At 71.8% G+C, this 18,530-nt stretch carries 20 protein-coding genes; 10 read left to right on the plus strand and 10 right to left on the minus strand.

The features are described 5' to 3' along the window. The first annotated feature begins 128 nt into the window (after positions 1-128). Positions 129-554 (plus strand): MarR family winged helix-turn-helix transcriptional regulator, encoded by a 426-nt coding sequence (locus tag FHU30_RS28570; protein ID WP_253879897.1) that lies wholly within the window; start codon positions 129-131, stop codon positions 552-554. A 104-nt stretch (positions 555-658) separates the two neighbouring features. Here FHU30_RS28570 and FHU30_RS28575 read toward each other — a convergent pair whose 3' ends face one another. Then, a complete protein-coding gene (locus FHU30_RS28575) occupies positions 659-1,765 on the minus strand; it encodes a pyridoxal-phosphate dependent enzyme (protein WP_253880358.1) in 1,107 nt (368 codons plus the stop codon). A gap of 519 nt (positions 1,766-2,284) precedes the next feature. On the opposite strand from FHU30_RS28575, the gene FHU30_RS28580 reads away from it, so the two are divergent. From FHU30_RS28580 to FHU30_RS28610, 7 genes are all read left to right on the plus strand, one after another. Then, positions 2,285-2,539 (plus strand): hypothetical protein, encoded by a 255-nt coding sequence (locus FHU30_RS28580; RefSeq protein WP_253879899.1) that lies wholly within the window; start codon positions 2,285-2,287, stop codon positions 2,537-2,539. Between the two features lie 17 nt (positions 2,540-2,556). After that, entirely contained in the window at positions 2,557-2,709 is a 153-nt protein-coding gene (locus tag FHU30_RS28585) for a hypothetical protein (RefSeq protein WP_253879901.1), read from the plus strand. A 33-nt stretch (positions 2,710-2,742) separates the two neighbouring features. After that, on the plus strand, positions 2,743-3,603 hold the full coding sequence (locus FHU30_RS28590; RefSeq protein WP_253879903.1) for a MerR family transcriptional regulator: 861 nt from the start codon (positions 2,743-2,745) through the stop codon (positions 3,601-3,603). 210 nt (positions 3,604-3,813) lie between these two features. Further along, entirely contained in the window at positions 3,814-4,794 is a 981-nt protein-coding gene (locus FHU30_RS28595; protein ID WP_253879905.1) for a serine hydrolase, read from the plus strand. Between the two features lie 65 nt (positions 4,795-4,859). Continuing rightward, entirely contained in the window at positions 4,860-5,927 is a 1,068-nt protein-coding gene (locus FHU30_RS28600; protein ID WP_253879907.1) for a hypothetical protein, read from the plus strand. A 36-nt stretch (positions 5,928-5,963) separates the two neighbouring features. Then, entirely contained in the window at positions 5,964-7,721 is a 1,758-nt protein-coding gene (locus FHU30_RS28605) for a S9 family peptidase (RefSeq protein WP_253879909.1), read from the plus strand. A 244-nt stretch (positions 7,722-7,965) separates the two neighbouring features. Then, the gene (locus FHU30_RS28610; protein ID WP_253879911.1) at positions 7,966-8,679 is read left to right on the plus strand and encodes a hypothetical protein; all 714 of its coding nucleotides are present in this window, start codon (positions 7,966-7,968) and stop codon (positions 8,677-8,679) included. A gap of 43 nt (positions 8,680-8,722) precedes the next feature. On the opposite strand, the gene FHU30_RS28615 is transcribed toward FHU30_RS28610, so the two are convergent. From FHU30_RS28615 to FHU30_RS28635, 5 genes are all read right to left on the minus strand, one after another. Beyond that, on the minus strand, positions 8,723-9,388 hold the full coding sequence (locus tag FHU30_RS28615) for a TetR/AcrR family transcriptional regulator (protein WP_253879913.1): 666 nt from the start codon (positions 9,386-9,388) through the stop codon (positions 8,723-8,725). Positions 9,389-9,604: 216 nt separating this feature from the next. After that, positions 9,605-10,852, minus strand: a complete 1,248-nt coding sequence (locus FHU30_RS28620; RefSeq protein ID WP_253879915.1) for an FAD-dependent monooxygenase — start codon at positions 10,850-10,852, stop codon at positions 9,605-9,607. 141 nt (positions 10,853-10,993) lie between these two features. Continuing rightward, positions 10,994-12,268 carry an aspartate kinase gene (locus FHU30_RS28625; RefSeq protein ID WP_253879917.1) on the minus strand — a complete coding sequence of 425 codons (1,275 nt, stop codon included), beginning with the start codon at positions 12,266-12,268 and terminating at the stop codon, positions 10,994-10,996. Between the two features lie 125 nt (positions 12,269-12,393). Further along, the gene (locus tag FHU30_RS28630; RefSeq protein WP_253879919.1) at positions 12,394-13,011 is read right to left on the minus strand and encodes a class I SAM-dependent methyltransferase; all 618 of its coding nucleotides are present in this window, start codon (positions 13,009-13,011) and stop codon (positions 12,394-12,396) included. A gap of 139 nt (positions 13,012-13,150) precedes the next feature. Next, a complete protein-coding gene (locus FHU30_RS28635; protein WP_253879921.1) occupies positions 13,151-13,585 on the minus strand; it encodes a hypothetical protein in 435 nt (144 codons plus the stop codon). 195 nt (positions 13,586-13,780) lie between these two features. Between FHU30_RS28635 and FHU30_RS28640 the strand changes: the two genes are divergently transcribed. After that, complete coding sequence (locus FHU30_RS28640) at positions 13,781-14,941, plus strand: NAD(P)/FAD-dependent oxidoreductase (RefSeq protein WP_253879922.1); 1,161 nt, start codon at positions 13,781-13,783, stop codon at positions 14,939-14,941. Between the two features lie 31 nt (positions 14,942-14,972). Here FHU30_RS28640 and FHU30_RS28645 read toward each other — a convergent pair whose 3' ends face one another. Further along, the gene (locus tag FHU30_RS28645; protein WP_308211415.1) at positions 14,973-15,815 is read right to left on the minus strand and encodes a helix-turn-helix domain-containing protein; all 843 of its coding nucleotides are present in this window, start codon (positions 15,813-15,815) and stop codon (positions 14,973-14,975) included. Between the two features lie 170 nt (positions 15,816-15,985). On the opposite strand from FHU30_RS28645, the gene FHU30_RS28650 reads away from it, so the two are divergent. Next, entirely contained in the window at positions 15,986-16,735 is a 750-nt protein-coding gene (locus FHU30_RS28650) for an NADPH-dependent F420 reductase (protein WP_253879924.1), read from the plus strand. A gap of 9 nt (positions 16,736-16,744) precedes the next feature. Here FHU30_RS28650 and FHU30_RS28655 read toward each other — a convergent pair whose 3' ends face one another. The 3 genes from FHU30_RS28655 to FHU30_RS28665 all read right to left on the minus strand — a co-directional run bounded on the left by FHU30_RS28655 (position 16,745) and on the right by FHU30_RS28665 (position 18,409). After that, entirely contained in the window at positions 16,745-17,293 is a 549-nt protein-coding gene (locus FHU30_RS28655; RefSeq protein ID WP_253879926.1) for a DUF5063 domain-containing protein, read from the minus strand. Beyond that, a complete protein-coding gene (gene recR / locus FHU30_RS28660; protein WP_253879928.1) occupies positions 17,286-17,885 on the minus strand; it encodes a recombination mediator RecR in 600 nt (199 codons plus the stop codon). Before recR ends, FHU30_RS28655 begins: the two co-directional genes overlap by 8 nt. A gap of 80 nt (positions 17,886-17,965) precedes the next feature. Further along, entirely contained in the window at positions 17,966-18,409 is a 444-nt protein-coding gene (locus FHU30_RS28665; protein WP_253879930.1) for a YbaB/EbfC family nucleoid-associated protein, read from the minus strand. Positions 18,410-18,530: the final 121 nt, after the last annotated feature.

An 18,530-nucleotide genomic window follows, 5' to 3' on the forward strand; every position in this document is an offset into this window, starting at 1 on the left:
TTATCGCGCACACACTGTCGCCCACCGCGCACGAACGCGTCAACGGCCGCTTACGGCCGCCCGACTCCGGCGTGAACAGCGCCCGCCGACGTTTAGGATGTGCGGAGACCATCTGCGCGGAGGGTGACATGGAACCGGACGACAGCCCCGGCTACCTGCTCTGGCGGGCGACGCTCCGCTGGCAGCGGCAGATCACGGCGACGCTCGCGCCGTTCTCGCTGACGCACGTCCAGTTCGTCCTGCTGGCCAGCCTGTGGTGGCTCGACCGGGAAGGCGTGCGGCCGAACCAGCTGGCGCTGGCCCAGCACGCCGACACCGATGTGAAGATGACGTCCCAGGTCGTCCGGCGGCTGGAGGACAAGGGGCTGCTCGTCCGCGAGACCGACGCCGCCGACACGAGGGCCAAGCGGCTGCGCATCACCGACCACGGCCGCACGCTCGCCGAGGCGGCGATCTCCGCGGTCGAGTCGTCCGACGTGTCGTTCTTCGCCGCCGCGCCCGACCAGTCGGCGCTCCTGGCGGCCCTCCGCCCCCTGGCCGGCCGCCGCCTCTGAACCCTCCTGCCCGGCCGGGCACGCTTTGGCGCGCACCGGTCAGGGCTGGGCCGGTCCGCGAGCTTCGGTTGCGGTTTGTCAATTGCCGTCTTCGGACGCGCGGGTCAGGTCAGGGCGGGGTTGGCCTCGCGGCCTTCGGTGCTGAGCAGGACGACGGTGCCCTGGCGGGGCAGGCGCGGCAGGGCGGCGCGGAGCCCGGCGAGGGACGCGGCGCCGCACGGGCCCGCATCGACGCCGAGTTCTTCGAGGTCGCGGACGGCTCGTCCGGCGTCGGCGTCGGAGACCGCGACGGCCGCGTCCACCCCGGCGCGCAGGATCGGCCAGGCGGTCTCGGACGGCGTGGTGCAGTTGAGGCCCGCCATGATCGTCCGGCCGGGCGGGACGGACGTGCGGCGGCCCGCGACCAGCGAGGCCAGCAGGCTCGCGGCGGCGTCCGGTTCGACGGCCAGCAGGGTCGGCTGGAGGCCGGTGCCGCCCCGGTAGTGCGTCACGGCCGCCTGCGCGAGCGAGCCGACGCCGACCGGGAACGCGACGAGATCGGGCGGGCCCCCGAGCCGCTCGTCGATCTCGGTGAACATCGTCGTGTAGCCCTCGCAGATCCAGCGCGGGACGTCCTCGTAGCCGGACCATCCCATGTCCTGGACGAGCAGGCCGTCCGCGGCGGCGGCACGCCGTACGGCCTCGTCGTAAGGGACGTCCAGAACCGTCACGCGGGCGCCTTCGCGCTCGATCGCCGCGCACGCGGACGGATGGACACCCGCCGCGACGAACACCTGCGCGGGCAGTCCGTAGAGCCGTGCCATGCGAGCGACGGCGCGTCCGTGGTTCCCGTCCGTCGCGGTGACGAGGCGGACGGGCCGCCGCTCGCCGATCGCGGTCCGCACGTCGTCCGCCGTCGCGCTTGCGGGCAGGCCGTAATGGCCGGTCAGCGCGCGGTGCACGCCCCAGGACGCGCCGAGGATCTTGAACGCGGGCAGCCCGAACCGGGACGACTCGTCCTTCACCAGCAGCCGCCCGACGCCCAGCTCGGCGGCCAATCCCGGCAACTCGACCAGCGGCGTGGGCGCGTAGCCGCTCAGCCCGGTGTGGAAGGCGGCGACATCACGCGACGGAGGCTCGCACCTCCATGAACGCGCGTCCGGGTTGGAGAACCAGGCGGTCCGGCGGCCGGGGAGCGGCGAGGTCCAGACGGTGTCGGCGGGCGGCTGCATGGTCACGACCATTCCGTACCCGCGTTCCGTCGGTCCAGCGGACGTTTCCGAGCGAGCATCATCCGACGACCCGAACCGCGCCGCCCACCTTGCTCGCACGTGACTTCGATCTTGTCGTAACCGAGGAATATCCGGGTAGTCCTGTGGGATGACCTGCCGGTATTGATGTGAGCGAGCCCGTGCGGGGGCGGGATCCGCCTCGCCTCACGTCGGCACGCGTTGGACTCGCGCGGGCACGAGTTGGAAGCGTGCGGGCACGCGTTGGAAGGGCATCCGGCCGTCCGCGCCTGCCGCCGAGCGCTCGCCGAGGCGGCCTCCAGCGATCCTCGAACGGGGTGGGGCACGGTGCGTCCAGGCCGTCCCGTTGGAACGGGCTACAGGGGGCTTACCTTGCGGATATGGGGGTCGGGTCCACTGTCAAATGGGGGTTTTCACCGATGGCGATGACTTCGTGAGGGCGTCAGAGTCGTATTCAGCAGAAGGGGCCGGGAGACCCCTCCCGATGGAAGAAGGTCCACGATGGCGACGAAGCCGACCGAGATGACCGCCCCCGCCCTGGCCCAGATCCTGTTCGCCTCGCGCCTGCAGGAGTCGCAGGGACCGTCCGACGAGCAGATCCGCAGCGTCGTCGAGAACGGCCTGTGCGCGTGCCGCGAATGCGCCGAGTACGTCGCGCAGGAGGCCGGGGACCACCCCGAGCTGTTCGCCCGCCGGATGCGCTGGGCGCTCGACGCCGTGTCGCACGCCTTCCCCCGTCCCGTTTCCGCGGCCTGACCCGAGAGGAGACCGCCATGCGCCGCTCCCGCTTCGCCGACCGCCCGGAGACCGCCGTCGCGCCCCGCACGCTCTCCCAGCTCGTCGCCACGGACGAGGCCGTCCGCGCCGCGGAACGCCCCAGACGCCACAAACCACGCGGAACGCGAACCCTTCGCAACACCACGTGATCACGGGCCGTCCGGGCGAACTATGCTGACCCGGTGCGCGCTGAACGGGATCTGACGGGCGAGGGCCCGAGGGCCGAGGCCCTATCCGGCGAGGCTCTGCCCGGCGAGGGCCGACCGGACGACGCCCTGCCGGGCAGGGAGCACCTGCCGGACGGACGGACGCCCAGGGGCGCGGGCCGCGAGTACCGGATCGGCGAGCTGGCCGAGGCCGCAGGGCTGCCCGTCCGGACGCTGCGCTACTACCAGGAGCGCAAGCTGCTGCCGCCGCCGCGCCGCACGGGACGGATCGGCCTGTACTCCGAGGAGCACCTCGCGCGGCTCCGCATGATCGCGAGCCTGCTGGAGCGCGGGCACACCCTGGAGGGCATCCGGGAGCTGCTGTCGGCGTGGGAGCAGGGCCGCGACATCCGCAGCGTCCTCGGCGTCGAGCGGGCCGTCACCGACCCGTGGTCGCACGAGGTGCCGGTCACGATGACCTACGACGAGCTCGCCGCGCTGTTCCCCGGGCAGGTCACCCGCGAGCGGCTGCGCGCCGTCGCCGAGGCCGGGCTGCTCGACGTGGACGGCGACCGCATCACGCACTGGAGCCGCCGCCACCTGGAGGCGTCGGTCGCGTTCGTCCGGGCCGGCGTGCCGCTGGAGGAGGTGCTCGCCGCCGGGGTCGAGCTGCGCCGCCGGCTGGACGAGCTGGCCGCCCTGTTCGTCCGGCTGACCTCGGAGTACGTCGTCGGCGGCCCGGCCGGCAAGGATCCGGGCGAGCTCGCCGACACGCTCGCCCTGCTGCGTCCCGGCGCGCAGGTCGCGGTCGAGGCGGGCTTCGCCGCCGCGATGGACCGGCAGGTCCGCGCCGAGATCGACCGCGTCCTCGGCGGCCTCGCCGCCCACCCCGACTGACCTCGCCTTCGGCCGCGCCGCGCGCCCCGACCGACCTCGCCTTCGGCCGCGCCGCGCGCCCCGACCGACCTCCGAGCGGCCTCGGCCCCTCACGCACCTATGCGGCACCGGATACGCACCTATAGCCGGACATCAGAACCCCTAGCCCGGTCGCCAGTTACGGAACCGTTACCGCCCACATCCCGTGACCGGGCGCGAATGATCACTAGCGTGGCGAGGGTGACCCGACGCGTCCCGCGTGCCCTGGCCGCCGCACTCCTCACCACCGCGCTCACGTCCACGGCGCTCACGTCCGCCGCTGGAACCGCGCAGGCCGCTCCGGCCCGCGACGCCCGCCCCCCGCTCACCGGGGACGCGACGGCGGACGCCGCGTCGATCTGCTCGTCCAAGACCTCCCCCACGACCGCGCGGCGGCTCGGCACCGCCATCGCCGCCGCCCTGCGCGGACGCACCGGAACCGAGTCCGTCGCCGTCTACGACCGCGAGCGCAGGCTCTGGTGCGGCGTCTCGTCCGGCAGCCACTACGACTCGGCGAGCGTGGTGAAGGCGACCATCCTCGGCGCGCTGCTCCGCAAGGTGCTGGACGAGAAGCGCCACATGAGCGCGTCGGAGAAGTCGCTCGCCAAGAAGATGATCACGAAGTCGGACAACAACGCCGCGTCCGCGCTGTGGGCGCACGTCGGCCGCACGCGCATGCAGCGCTTCCTCCGCCAGGCGGGCATGACCCACACCACCCTCGGCGAAGGACGCTACTGGGGCCTCACCCAGATCACCGCGTACGACGAGATCTCGCTCCTGCGCCGGTTCACCGAGCCCAACGGCCTCCTGACCACCAAGGCCCGCACCTACGCGCTGACCCTCATGCACGAGGTGATCCCCTCGCAGCGCTGGGGCACGCCGTCGGGCACCCCGTCCGGCATCACCTGGCACGTCAAGAACGGCTGGCTGCCGCGGCACGGCAAGAACTGGCGCGTGCACAGCATCGGCGCCTTCACCGGCGGCGGCCGCTCCTACACGATCGCCGTCCTGACCAGGGACACCCCGTCCATGGCCTACGGCGTCGCCACCATCGAGCGCGTCGCCCACGCCGTCCACCGCGGCCTGAACCCGGGCCTGCGCGCCATGTCCACCGAGCACGACGCCCACATCCCCTGGGAACGCTCGGACGGCTCCGTCCCACCCACCAAGTAGCCAAAGCAACCTCAACACGCCGGTCCCCCGCCGTCGGCGCTGCCACTCCTTCCCTCGGGAGAACCATGCGCATCCTCAGCACGGCCGCCGCGACCACCGCGCTCACCGCGACGCTGGCGGCACCCGCGTCCGCCGAGGCGTCCTCGTGGACGGTGTCCAAGGGCTTCAAGCTGGGCGGGTACACCTCGTTCAGCTCGATGAAGGTCTTCAGCCGCACCGATGTCTGGGCGTTCGGCGGCCATGACGAGAAGGGCGTCGCGTTCCGCTGGAACGGGAGGTCCTGGCGTTCCGTCCCGCTGCCGAAGCGGGCCGGCGGAGCCATGGAACACGTCTCGGCCACCTCGCCGTCCAACCTGTGGATCGGCAGCAACGACCCGGGTCACGGGCCATACGTGATGCGCTGGGACGGACGCCGGTGGACGAGCCGCCATGACTTCCCGGGTGTCATCACCGGTGTCACGGCGCTCGGCCCGCGCGACCTCTGGGTCTTCGGTAACGACCTCGGACAGCCGGGCGCGGGAACCTGGCATTTCGACGGACGCGGCTGGACGAAGACCAAGAAGATGCCGTTCGAGGTGCACCACGCCTCGGCGGTGTCCGCGAAGGACGTCTGGGCCATCGGCGAGGGCAAGGGCGGCCCCAACGCGGTTGGCCACTTCGATGGGAGGACCTGGCGGAAGGTGTCGCCAGGCGCCCTGCTGCCGCCCGCCTCCTCCAACTCGACCACGTACACGACCGATGTGCTCGCGCTGTCGGCGAAGAACGTCTGGATCACCGCCGAGATCGACCGGAACGCGTCCAGGACGCAGTACCTGCTGCACTGGAACGGCGCGAAATGGAGCCGCGAGGTCGTCCCGTCGAAGGGGCAGCCGTACCAGCGCGTCCTGGTGCCGGACGGGCGCGGCGGGCTCTGGTTCCTGCTCGTCCACGCGGACGCGTACAGCCGCAGCACGCCGCTGCACCGGGACGCCAAGAGCCACTGGACGACCGGACGGATCAGCGGCGGATCGGCGATCCCGCAACTCCGCGACGCGGCGGTCCTGCCCGGCACGCGCACGCTCCTCGGCGTCGGCGACCTGCTGAAGCGGAACGAGCGGGACGCGGACGGCGCGGTGTTCACCTTCCACGGCTGAGTGAGAGCGCCCCCGGTATCTCCGATACTGGGGGGCATGGTCGACGAGGAGCGGTGGAAGGCGCGGTTTCGGGCCGCGCGGGTGAGCTTGCCGCGCTGGGCGCGGGACGCGCCGGAGCGGAGCACGTACCAGTCGAACGCGACGGGCACGTGGGAGATCTACGCCTGGGACCGGGAGACCGGCGAGCGGCGGCAGGTGACGGACCGGGCGAACGGGACGTGGATGGGGTCGGTCGATCCGTCCGGGGCGTGGGTGTGGTGGTTCGACGACACCGACGGGGACGAGTTCGGGGTGTGGAAGCGCACGCCGTTCGGCGGCGGCGAGGCCGAGGTCGCCGTACCCGGGCTGGACGCGTCGTACCCGTCCGGGCTGGCGATCGGCAGTAGCGGGACGGTGCTGGTCGGACGGTCCGGGGAGCAGGGCAGCACGGTCCACCGGTACCGGGCCGGCGAGCTGGTGCAGCTGTACGCGCACGCCGAGGACGCGCACGTCGGCGGCCTCTCGCGGGACGAGTCGCTCGTCGCGATCGGGCACAGCGAGCACGGCGACAGCCGGCACATGGCGATCCGGGTCGTCCGGACCGAGGACGGCTCGACCGTCGCCGAGCTGTGGGACGGGCCGGGCAAGGGCGTGTACGCGGCCGGGTTCGCGCCGGTCGCGGGCGACCCGCGGCTGCTGGTGAACCACGAGCGGCGCGGCCGCGAGGAGATCCTGCTGTGGGACCCGGTCGGCGGCGAGCAGCGCGAGATCACCTTCGACCTGCCGGGCGAGATCGATGCGGACTGGTTCCCCGACGCGTCCGCGCTGCTCGTCACGCACTCGTACGAGGCGCGCGACGAGCTGTACCGGTACGACCTGGAATCGGGTGAGCTGACCCGGATCGAGACGCCGCGCGGGTCGATCGGCGGGGCGACCGCCCGGCCGGACGGGACGGTCGAGTTCGCGTGGTCGTCGGCGGCCGAGCCTCCGGTGATCCGGTCGACGTCGGGCGCGGTCGTGCTGACGCCGGAGGGTCCGCCCGCGCCGCCGTCGGTGCCGGTCGCGGACGCGTGGGTGGACGGTCCCGGCGGCCGGATCCACGCGCTGGTCAGCCGTCCGGAGGTGGGCGAGGGCCCGTTCCCGACGGTGTTCGACGTGCACGGCGGCCCGACCGCGCAGGACGACGACTCGTTCGTGGCGTCCGTGGCGGCGTGGGTCGACCACGGGTTCGCGGTCGTCCGGGTCAACTACCGGGGTTCGACCGGGTACGGCTCGGCCTGGCGGGACGCCATCGAGGGACGCGTCGGGCTCACCGAGCTGGAGGACGTGAAGGCCGTCCGCGACTGGGCCGTGGCGTCCGGGCTGGCGGATCCGGAGCGGCTGGTGCTGACCGGCGGGTCATGGGGCGGGTTCCTCACGCTGCTCGGCATCGGGACGCAGCCGGACGACTGGTCGGTGGCGGTCGCGGCCGTCCCGGTCGCCGACTACGTGGCCGCGTTCGAGGACGAGATGGAGGCGCTCCAGGCGTTCGACCGGTCGCTGTTCGGCGGCTCGCCGGAGGAGGTCCCGGACAAGTACCGCGAGTCCTCGCCGATCACCTACGTGGAGCAGGTGCGGGCGCCGGTGCTGGTGCTCGCCGGGGAGAACGACCCGCGCTGCCCGATCCGCCAGATCGACAACTACCTCGGGCGGCTCGCCGAGCTGGGCCGTCCGCACGAGGTGTACCGGTACGACGCCGGCCACGGGTCGCTCGTGGTCGAGGAGCGGATCAAGCAGATGGAAACGGAGATCGGCTACACCTTGAAGAACCTCTGACCGTTCGCCGGGGTTTCCGGGCGGTGCATAGACCCCGATTCAGACGGGTCGGGCAGCACCGTCCGGACGCCCGGAACCCCTGACCCGGCGGGCCTCACGGCACATTTCGGTGGGCCGGATCGGGTGGTTCGGGCGGTTGGATCTTGTTTGGCGGGCGTTCCGCCCGGGAATCGTCCGGCACGATGTCGCACGACGCCCGATGCGTCGTTTCTCCCCCGGCGACCGGAGTGTGCCGGAGGGAACGATGAGAAGACGGATCGTCTGCGGGCTGGCCCTGGCCGCCCTGCCGATCGCGGCGGGAGTCGCGGCCGTGCCGTCCTGGCCGCACCTGCCGTCCTTAACCTCCCATTCGTCCGCGAAGAGCAGCCATGCGGCGGCGTTCGCGGCAGGCGACCGGTCCGCGTCGGCCGGCGCCTCGCACCAGGCGCACCAGGCCCCGGCGGGCGGCGGCGGACGGGCCCTGGTCGGGACCGCGCTCCGGCCCTCGTCCCTCAGCCTCCTCGGTGACCTGGGCAAACGGCTGACGAACCTGACGGGCCGGATGGAGCACGCCGCGCGCGGCCTGCCGCTCACCCAGGAGGCGGCCGAGCAGCTGCTGACCAGCAACCACATCCAGTGGCGGTCCAACGGCAACTGCCACGAACGCTCCAATCCGAACTGCACGGCGTTCCAGGGCCTGCTGCGCGGCTCCATGGACGACCTGCTCGACTTCGGCCGCACCAGCGGCTGCCCGCTCACCGTCTCGGGCGGCACCGAGCAGGGGCACGCGCCGGGCAAGCTCAGCCATGGCACCGGCCACAAGATCGACGTGATGCCGACGCAGTGCCTGGACACCTACATCCCGGGCCACTTCCAGCACACCGGCGTGCGCGGCGACAACGCGGAGCTCTACCGCTCCCCGTCCGGCGACGTCTTCGCCCGCGAGACCGACCACTGGGACATCCTCGTCCCCAGGTGACACCGGGCCCGCGCCGAGGCCCGCGCCGAGTGCGTCCGCAAGGTCAGGCGCGGACGTCGCGGATGATCTTGACGAGGTCGCGGGTGACGGACTTGAAGCCGGGCAGCCGGGACATCGAGACCATCTTGTTCACCAGCGGGACCGTCCGGTCCACGAGCAGGTAGGTCTTGCGGCAGCCCTCGGACGAGTCGTGCACCCAGTACAGGACGATGCCCATCGAGTACAGCCACAGCAGCTCGGGCAGCTCGGCGCGGAAGTCGTCGTCGATCTTGAGGGACGAGCCGTCCACGACCTCGCGGTACAGGGCGACGGCGGCGCTGCGGGCGGAGCCGGACTCGGAGCTGAACGGGTTGAGCGGGCTGTCGGGCTCGGCGGCGAACTTGAAGAACTTCCCGGCGAACTCGTGGTACGGGACCATCGTGTCGACGCGGGCGCGCAGCACCCCGCGCAGCCGGGCGGCGAAGTCGCGCTCCCGGAGCAGGACGGCCCGGCAGGCCTCCTCGTGCTCGTCCTGGAGCTGGTCGTAGTAGGCCTGGAGCAGCTCTTCCTTGGAACCGAAGTAGTAGTAGGCGTTCCCGACCGCGACCCCCGCCTCCTTGGCGATGGCGCGCATGGTCGTCGCCTCGTATCCGCGCTCCCGGAAGAGGCGGAGCGCGGTCTGGACGATCTGTGTCCGCGTCTCGGACCTGACGGCTTTGGTCTCGGTCACGCCCATCACCCTAAAGGCCCGCAGAGACACTTGGCTGTTGCGTTCGTCGCGATTCCGGGCCGGAGGCGAGTTCGCGATTCCGGGCCGGAGGCGGTTTCGCGCCTCCGGCCCGGACATCTCTTCTCACTGGCGGCCCTGCTCGTGCGGACCGTGCGTCCCGGTCCGTTCCCGGCTGGGGACCGGCTCGGGCGGCCGTCCTGCCGCCGACGGCCGACCTCACGCCGCGTAGCCGCGAGCCGGAACGTTGACCGGAGCCGGAGCCGGAACGTGGGCGGCCGGGGCGGCCGGAGCCGGGGCCGGGTAGGACTTGAGCTCGATGGACGTGGCGGCCTTGGTGGTCAGCTTGTCGAGCAGCCGGATCATCGGGCCGGCGGTGAGGACCTTGTAGATCCGGGTGCGGCGGCGCAGGCTGCGCTCGGTCTTCGGCGCGAAGAAGCCGCCGACGCCGCCCGCGACCTGCTGGCAGGCCTTGGTGAACTTCTTGATCGCCTGCTCGTAGGCGGGGAAGGCGACCCGGTGGTCACCGTTCGCGGCGGCCAGCTCCCCGGCGAGGACGTAGGCGCAGACGACCGCCAGGCCGGTGCCCATGCCGCCGCAGGTCGCGCCGTATCCGGCGTCGCCGAGCAGCGCGATCCGGCCCTTCGTCCAGGACTTCATCCGGACGATGCTGATCGAGTCGTGGTAGAAGTACGGCGCGCTCCGCATGTCGTCCAGGAGGGCCTGGGAGTGCCAGCCCATCCCGGCGAAGCGCTCGGCGACCAGGCGCTTCTGGCCCTCGTAGTCGTGCCGGTCCACCGCCGATCCGTCCGCGGTGAAGACGCACATCACGTTCGCGGACGTCCCGCCGCCGAGCGGGATCACCGACAGGCCGCGGCCGGGCTCGCTGTAGAGCAGGCTGTCGCGCTCCAGCCCGAGCCGGTTCGGCGCGTTGAAGATCGCGACGTTGTAGCCGGAGTCCTGGACGAACTGGGACTCGTCCCCGAAGGTGAGCCGCCGGACGTTGGAGTGCAGCCCGTCCGCGCCGACGACCAGGTCGAACCACTCGGGCGCGCTCCGCTCGAAGGTCGCGTAGACGCCGTCCGCGGTCTCCTGGAGGGAGGTGATCGAGTCGTCGAAGACGTAGCGGGCGGCGTCCTTGGTCCGCTCGAACAGGATCCGCGCCAGGTCGCCGCGCTGGATCTCGACCTGGCCGCCGGTGAACGAGGCGGGCAGCGCGAGCAGGTCGGCGCCGGTCCCGTCGATCATGCGCAGCGGGCCGTTGTCGGTCTGGTGGCCGCGGATCTCGTCCAGGATGCCCATCTTCTCCAGGACCTCCATGTGGACGTGCCCGCGGAAGTCCACCGCCTGCCCGCCGGGGCGGATGCCGGACGCCCGCTCCACCACGGTCACCTGGTGCCCGTACCGGGTCAGCCAGAAGGCGAGGGACGGACCGGCGATGCTCGCACCCGAGATCAGAACCTTCATGATGTGCTCCCTGCGTTGCGTGTCGTTCGTTCCTTGCGACAACACAGAGATTCGCTGGGCCCGCTGACCGTCCGCGCACCACGGGCTGACAACGCGAAGGGCCGTCCGGTGCGCCGGACGGCCCTTCGGAAGAACGCCTGGTCAGCGGCCGGTGCCGCCGTAGACGACCGCCTCGATCTGGTCGGAGTCGAGGTCGAACGCGCGGTGCGCGGACGCGACGGCGGTGTCGACGTCGTCCTGCGCGACCACGACCGAGATCCGGATCTCCGAGGTGGAGATCATCTCGATGTTGACCCCTGCGTCGGCGATCGCGCCGAAGAACTTCGCGGTGACACCGGGGTGCGAGCGCATGCCGGCGCCGATCAGGGAGACCTTGCCGATCCGGTCGTCGAACCGCAGCGACTCGAAGCCGATCCGGTCCTTGAGCTTGTTCAGCGAGGTCAGCGCGGCCTGGCCGTCGGTGACCGGCAGCGTGAACGAGATGTCGGTGCGCCCGGTGGACGCGGCGGACACGTTCTGCACGATCATGTCGATGTTGATCTCGGCCTCGGACAGCGCGGAGAAGATGGACGCGGCCTCACCGACCTTGTCCGGCACCCCCACCACCGTGATCTTGGCCTCGCTCCGGTCGTGCGCGACGCCGGAGATGATCGCCTGCTCCATCTCGTGCCCTTCGATCTCGCTGCTGTCGACGACCCAGGTGCCCTCCTTGGTGGAGAAGGACGACCGGACGTGGATCGGCATGTTGTAACGGCGCGCGTACTCCACGCAGCGCAGGTGCAGGATCTTGGCCCCGGACGCGGCCATCTCCAGCATCTCCTCGTAGGAGATGCGCGGGATGCGGCGGGCGCCGGGGATGATCCGCGGATCGGCGGTGAACACGCCGTCCACGTCGGTGTAGATCTCGCAGACGTCGGCGTCGAGCGCCGCGGCGAGCGCGACGGCGGTCGTGTCGGAGCCGCCGCGGCCGAGCGTGGTGATGTCCTTGGTGCCCTGCGACACGCCCTGGAACCCGGCGACGATGCAGATCGAGCCCTCGCTGAGCGCGGTCTGGATCCGCCCCGGCGTGACGTCGATGATCTTCGCCTTGCCGTGCGCGCCGTCGGTGATCACCCCGGCCTGCGAGCCGGTGAACGAGCGGGCCTCGTGGCCCAGGTTGGAGATCGCCATGGCGAGCAGCGCCATCGAGATGCGCTCCCCGGCGGTGAGCAGCATGTCCAGCTCGCGCCCGGGGGGCAGCGGCGAGACCTGCTTCGCCTTGTCGATCAGGTCGTCGGTCGTGTCGCCCATCGCGGAGACCACGACGACGACGTCGTTGCCCGCTTTGCGGGTCGCCACGATCCGCTGGGCCACCGCCTTGATGCGCTCGGCATCGGCGACGGAGGAGCCACCGTACTTCTGCACGACAAGGGCCACGGGCAGCGCTCCTCGGTTCGGGGTCAGGGGCTTGCCAAGGTGAGTCTACCGAGGTTGGGAGGTGTCATTACGACGAGGTAACCGTGGAGGTGAGACGGCGCGTCCGGAATCCGAGACGCCGGAGGTCATCCGGGCGGCCTGCGCCACACGATGCTGTAGCGCCACAGGAGGTGCCGCCGGAACTCGGCCCCCGGGAGCAGCTCCGCCGCCAGCGCCCGCATCTCCGGATAGCCCACGGGCGGCGGCCACACCTGAGGGGACGGGTGCTCCCAGTACCCCCTCGCCACCCGGTGCACTGCCCCGACCGCCACACCTGCCAGTTCGAGCGGCAAGTCTTTCGGCATCTCGTTCCGGGCGAGGCCCACGACCGCCACCACGCCGCCCGGACGGACCAGGTCCCGCATCCGCGCGAGCCCGGTCGCGGTGTCCATGTGATGCAGGGTGGCGACGGACGCGACGACGTCGAACGAGGCCGGTTCCAACGGATATTTCAGGAAGTCGCCGAGGATGTAGTCGATGTCGTCCTTGTGGCTGTCGTCCTTGTGGCTTCGGGCCTGCTCGATGCTGGGCGCGTCGAGGTCGATGCCCGTGACCTCGGGGACGGTCTGGTGGAGCGCGCGGGAGAGCATTCCCTCACCGCATCCGACGTCCAGGGCCCGCCGCGCGCCCGCCGGGACGGCCCGCAGGATGCGCGGGTGGTAGTGGATGTTGTGGTTCCAGCGCCCGTCCCGCCGCCGCCCCATCTGCCCGCCTTCCACCCGCCCGGTTCGTCCGGCTCAGCCTCCCAGACGGCGATCCGGCTCAGCCTGCCAACCGGCGAACGGCCCGGCAGACGGCGAACGGCCCGGCAGGGCGTCCGCCTGCCGGGCCGTTCGCGGGAGGTCAGGCCACCGGGAGCGGGGCGGCCTGGGGGCGGGGCGCGGTGAGGCCGAGGGCGCGGAAGGTGACGCGCTGGTCGAACCAGAGCAGGCCCATCGTGATGGCGGCCATCGTGAGGCCGAGCGCCAGGTGCGCGGGCGCGCTGTGGATCTCGGCGCCGATCGCCCCGAGGACGACGTGCACGCCGAGCCGCAGGCCGATCAGCGCGAAGAAGATCTTCCGGGTCCGGTTGTTCTTCAGCATCGCCTTGATCAGCTTCTTGCGGCGACGCAGCACGGTCAGCCCCACGAGCACGTTCACCGCGCCGAGCGCCGCGAGGACCATCCAGGCGCCGTCCCAGGCCTTGAGCAGGTCGTAGGCCGCGCCCATCGTGCCCTCGAAGGCGAAGAACCAGATCGGGAGGGGCTTGATGTCGCTGTCCTTGAGGGTCTCGCTCATGTCCTGCTCCTGGGTCAGTGTCCGCGTTCTGCCGACATCTGAATCCTGTCGCGCGGGGCCCTTCCGGCGGCAGGAACATCCCTCCGGTCTCTGGCAGTACAAATGTCATATCGGCCGACGAACGTGGCGCAGGTCACTGTGATGCACGTGCCGCCCCCGGTGTCTCTTGTGCGAACGCCGATGGAGGAGGCAGGCATGAAGGTGATCGTGGCAGGAGCGGGATACGCCGGGACGGTCGCGGCGAACCGGGTGGCGAAGAAGCTTCCGGACGCCGAGATCACGGTGGTCAACCCGCGTCCCGACTTCGTCGAGCGGGTCCGGCTGCACCAGCAGGCCGCCGGGACGGGCACCGCCGCGACCCCGCTCGCGGACATGCTGCGCGCCGGCGTCCGCACGCGCCGGGCGTCCGTCGACAAGATCGGCGACGGCCAGGTGCTGCTCGACGGCGGCGAGGCGCTGGAGTTCGGCTTCCTGGTCCTCGCCGTCGGGAGCACGCTGAACCCGCTGCCCGGCGCCGTCCCGATCGGCTCCTGGGAGGGCGCCGAGCAGGCCCGGAACGCGCTGGCCGCCCTTCCTGCGGGACGCACCGTGACCGTGGTCGGCACCGGCGCGACCGGCATCGAGACCGCCGCCGAGGTCGCGGGCGCCCGTCCTGACCTGAAGGTCCGGATCGTCGGACGGGAGTTCGCCGCGCCGCTCTCGGACGGTGCCCGGCGACGGCTCCGCGCGGGCCTGGAACGCCTGAACGTGGACGTCCTGGAGGACGTCGTCACCGAGATCCGCGAGGCCGCGGACGCGCTGCCGGAGTCGGGCGCGGACGCTCTGCCGGAGTCGGGCGCGCTGCCGGAGTCGGGCGCGGATGCTCGTCCGGGGAGATTGGTGCTGGAGTCGGGCGGCGAGGCCGCCTCGGACCTCACGCTGTGGGCGGTCATCGGCAGCGTCCCGGACCTGGCCGCGCGCAGCGGGCTGACGGTGGACGGGAAGGGCCGCGCGATCGTGGACGAGTACCTGCGCAGCGTGGACGACCCGCGGATCATCGTCGCCGGCGACTGCGCGGCCGTCCCCGGGTCCCGGATGTCCTGCCAGACGGCGGAACCGCAGGGCGCGCACGCCGCCGACAACCTCGTCCGGCTGGCGAAGGGCGAGGACCCGGTTCCGTACGCCCCGGAGTACCTCGCGTCCTGCATCAGCCTCGGCCGGCGCGACGGCATCATCCAGTTCCTCCGCCGCGACGACGGCCCGGGGCGGCGGTACTTCGGCGGCCGTGCGGCGGCCCTGACCAAGGAGGCCATCGTCCGCGGCGCCCGGTTCAGCGCCCGCACCGGCATCGTCGGCGGACGTCCCGGCTCCAAGTGACTCCTGTTGCGTCCCGGCCCGGCGCCCCGCTTCAGAGGCCGGCGAGCTCGCGGAGGGCTCGGGCGGAGGGGGTGCCGGGTTCGGCGGCGAACAGGTCCAGGGCGCAGCAGGACGGGGCGTCCGGGAGCGAGACGAGTTCGGCGTGCAGGGTGAGGTCGCCGACGACCGGGTGGTGCAGGTCGTACGCTCTGGACCGCGTCTGGGCGACGGGATGTTCGTCCCATAGGCGGGCGAAGTCGGCGCTGAGCGCCCGCAGGGACTCGACGTGCGCGACGAACGCCGGATCTCCCCGGAACCGCGCGAACAGGACGCGAAGGTGCGCCACGTGCTCGCGCGCCGCCGCTCCCCAGCCGTCCCCGTACAGGTCGCGTTGGGACGGCTCGGTGAACAGCAGATGCGAGAGCGTCCGGCGCTCGTCCGGGACGTTCGCGAAGTCACCGAACACCGCGGCGGCGAGGGGGTTCCAGGCGAGGAGCTGGGTGTGCCGTCCGACCACCAGCGCAGGAGTCAGGACGAAGGAGTGCAGCAGATGCCGCACGCTCAACGGAACCTCGGCCCGGGCGGTGCCGTCCTTGTTCGCGCAGGTTTCCGGGCGGCGCGCGATCCGGTGCAGGTATGTGGACTCGTCGGCGTCCAGGCGCAGCGCGGCGGCGACGGCGGTCAGGACCTCGTCCGAGACGACGTCGCCTTTGCCCTGCTCCAGGCGCGTGTAGTGCGCGATGCTCACGCCTGCCAGCCGCGCAAGCTCCTCGCGCCGCAGCCCCGCGACGCGGCGCGCACCCCCGTAGTCGCGCAACCCCACGTCCTGCGGACGCAACCGGGCACGACGCGCCTTGAGAAACCCACCCAACCCGTCCGCCCCGGCATCCCCCACAAGATCACCCTACGCCGCCGCAGAGCCCGCAGCGCAGGCGCAGAGCATGCAGTGCAGGGCGCGGGGTGTGGGTGATCAGGTGGTGAGTACGCAGGGCGTGGGGCTGGTCGGTGGTGGGCGGCGGGCGCAGGCTGGGCTGGCTCGCTGTGGATCCACGAACGGAGAACGCCGTGTTCCAGACGCTCGGAATCATCGGAAGCGGACGAATCGGAACGGCCGTCGCGCGGGTGGCCGTCGCCGCCGGGCTGGACGTCGTCCTGAGCAACTCTCGCGGTCCGGACACGCTCGCCGGACTCGTCGCCGAGCTGGGTGCCGAGCATGCCCGCGCGGGCACGCCGGAGGAGGCCGCTCGGGCCGGTGACCTCGTGGTGGCGGCCATCCCGTTCATCGCCTACAGGCAGCTGCCCGTCGCGGCTCTCGCCGGGAAGACCGTGCTGGACACGGCGAACTACTACCCCGAAAGGGACGGCCATCTGGACGAGCTGGACTCCGGCGTCCTCACGTCCTCGGAGCTGATCCAGCGGCATGTACCGGACGCGCGCCTGGTCAAGGCGTTCAACACGATCACCCCGCACCAGATCGTCAGCCTGGCCCGCGCCGCCGGGACGCTCGGCCGCAGTGCGCTGCCTGTGGCGAGTGACCACGCGGACGCCACGGCCGAGACCACGCGGTTCCTGGACCTGCTCGGATGGGACGCGGTGGACATCGGGCCGCTCAGCGAAAGCTGGCGCAGCGAACCGAACACCCCGGTCTACATCAGGCCGTACCTCGGCGAGATCCCCGCCCTGGGCCTCGACGACTTCCTTGAGTGGACGGAAGGCGTCCCAGGCATCGCCGTGCCCGCGGCTGAGATCGCTCGGCTGGTCAAGGATGCCGTCCGGCAGACGGCAGGCGCCGCCAGACTCCCCAGCGACGCCTGATACCAACCGTCAGCCCGCTACGGCGGCCTCTTCGGACACGTCCAGGCGGGCGTTCGCCACGACGGCGTGCAGGGCGCGGAGCGCGGCCCCGGCGTGGTTGCCCCAATGGTTGAAGTAGGAGTACTGCCACCACCAGAGTGCCTCAAGCGGGCGTCCCTGCTGGTAGTGGCGCAGCCCGTGGACGAGGTCGCTGGCGACGTCGACCAGGTCGTCCGAGAGCCGGTAGGCGGTCGGCTCGGTGTCCTTGTAGGGGTCGAAGACCTCGACGTACTCGTCGATGTCGGCCAGGCGGTCGGCGAGCCCGGACCGGACCTGGTCGAGGTCCGGGTCGTCGCCGACCTCGGGCTCCCAGTTGTCCGGCAGGATGACGTCCGCGCTCGCGCCGAGCTGCGCGCCGGCCAGGATGACCTGCGAGACCTCCAGCAGCAGCATCGGGACCGTGTGCGTCCCGGCCTCGCCGCGGGCGACGGCCTCCAGGCCGCTCAGGTAGTTCTCCACGTGGCAGGCCACGCGCTCGGCCAGGGTGTTCCATTCCTGCGGGCTGTTTGAGTCAGACATCGAGCAGCCTCCGTCCTTCGAATGCGCGGCCCAGCGTGACCTCGTCGGCGTACTCCAGGTCGCCGCCCACCGGAAGGCCGCTGGCCAGGCGGGTGACGGTGAGGCCCATGGGCTTCACGAGCCGCGCGAGGTAGGTTGCGGTGGCCTCCCCCTCCAGGTTGGGGTCGGTCGCCAGGATCAGCTCCTTCACCGTCCCGTCCGCGAGCCGCTGCATCAGCTCGCGGATCCTCAGATCCTCCGGGCCGACGCCCTCGATCGGGCTGATCGCCCCGCCGAGCACGTGGTAGCGGCCGCGGAACTCGCGGGTCTTCTCGATCGCGACCACGTCCTTGGACTCCTCGACCACGCAGATCACCTGCGGGTCGCGGCGCGGGTCGCGGCAGATGCGGCACTCGTCCTCCTCCGCGACGTTGCCGCACGTCCTGCAGAACCGGACCTTGTCCTTGACCTCCTTGAGCGCCCGGCCGAGCCGCTCGACGTCGGCGGGATCGGCGGCGAGGAGGTGGAAGGCGATCCGCTGCGCGCTCTTGGGGCCGACGCCGGGCAGGCGGCCCAGTTCGTCGATGAGGTTCTGGACGACCCCTTCGTACAACGGTCGCGTCCTTCCTGCTGAGAGGGGAGTGAAGGCGCCGCGCTGGGCGGTGCCTTCTGCCGGTCGTGTTCGTGTTCGTTCTAGTGCTGCGGGCCCTGGATTCCGGGGCTTCCGTGGGGTCCGGGGCTTCCGGGCGTTTCGGGGCCGCCGCCTGGGAAGCCCGGCAGGCCCGGAAGGCCGCCCTCGCCCATGCCCGGCATGCCGCCGCCCAATCCCTCGGTGAGGGGGCTCATCTTCTCCTGCTGGAGCTCCTGGGCGGCGCGTCCGGCATCCCGGATCGCGGCGAGCACCAGGTCGGCGACGGTCTCCGCGGTGTCCGCCGGATCGTCGGCGTCGATCACCTTCGGGTCGATGGTGAGGCCGGTGACCTCGCCCTGCCCGTTCACCGTGGCCGAGACCAGCCCGCCGCCCGCCGTGCCGGTGACCTCGGCCTCGGCCAGCTCCTGCTGGGCGTCGAAGAGCTGCTGCTGCATGCGCTGCGCCTGCTGCAGCAGTTCCTGGATGTTGAATCCACCGGGTTCCACGGTGAGCTCCGTTCCGTCGCATCCCCCAGCCGGACGGACGGGCCGGGTCCGACCCGTCCGTCCGGCACCGGACGTTCTGTCTACCTGAGACTACGGGTTTGGAACCGGATGCGGTATTCAC

This window comes from Actinomadura rupiterrae, assembly GCF_024172125.1.
Classification (GTDB): Bacteria; Actinomycetota; Actinomycetes; order Streptosporangiales; family Streptosporangiaceae; genus Spirillospora; species Spirillospora rupiterrae.